Consider the following 229-nt stretch of genomic DNA (forward strand, 5'->3'; position numbering starts at 1 on the left):
GGCTAATAGTGGTCGAGCCTGCGGCAACGATCGGCCGGATGGTTCATTGTCGATCCGGTTTGCGGCGTTGCCGACGCAGTTGTTCGTCGTGCTGGGCGACGGTGTCGGCGAGGCTCTCGACGATCGTTCGCAGGTGCGCAACTTCGGTAGCGAGGCCGGTGAGTGTGCGGGCGTCGGTCTGTCGAGTGCGGTGTTCATCGATGATGGCGCGTATTTCGGTGTTGCGGTA

General features: G+C 62.4%; 1 protein-coding gene. It reads left to right on the forward strand.

Going from position 1 to position 229, the window contains the following annotated elements; translation table 11 throughout:
* Positions 1-46 precede the first annotated feature (46 nt).
* A partial coding sequence (locus OSB52_RS24730; protein WP_266063980.1) for a hypothetical protein occupies positions 47-229 on the forward strand: 183 nt, incomplete at its 3' end.

It is taken from the genome of Gordonia aquimaris, assembly GCF_026262595.1.
Classification (GTDB): domain Bacteria; phylum Actinomycetota; class Actinomycetes; order Mycobacteriales; family Mycobacteriaceae; genus Gordonia; species Gordonia tangerina.